Annotated in this window: 1 pseudogene; it reads left to right on the forward strand. The window is 61.1% G+C overall.

Annotation, left to right across the window (positions count from 1 at the left end):
• Positions 1-45: 45 nt before the first annotated feature.
• A pseudogene (locus P0G09_RS17050) lies at positions 46-319 on the forward strand (hypothetical protein); the annotation flags it as partial.

Below are 319 nucleotides of genomic sequence, written 5' to 3' on the forward strand. Positions count from 1 at the left end.
TCTTGCTCTTGCTGTTATTTGAAACAAAAGGAGGCATCCTATATCATGTACCGTTTGATGCAGCCGTCCGATTGGGCGGAGGTGCTGGCCCTGTGGCAGGCCCAGCGCGTCGACACGGAGGAGTTTGTTCGTAGCGCTGTGGAACGCTTTGCCGGGGTGCAGAATGTCTACGTCGCGGAGGAAAACGACCACATGGAGGCTGTGGCACTGGCTGTGCCAGTGACCCTGCAGGGCCGCCCGGGCAGCTATCTGTTCGGTCTGTGCGGGCAGGGCAGCCTGCTCCTTGCGGGCCTGGGGGATACCCTGTGTGCCCAGCAGA

It is taken from the genome of Faecalibacterium sp. DFI.5.82 (assembly GCF_029076575.1).
Classification (GTDB): Bacteria; Bacillota; Clostridia; order Oscillospirales; family Ruminococcaceae; genus Faecalibacterium; species Faecalibacterium duncaniae.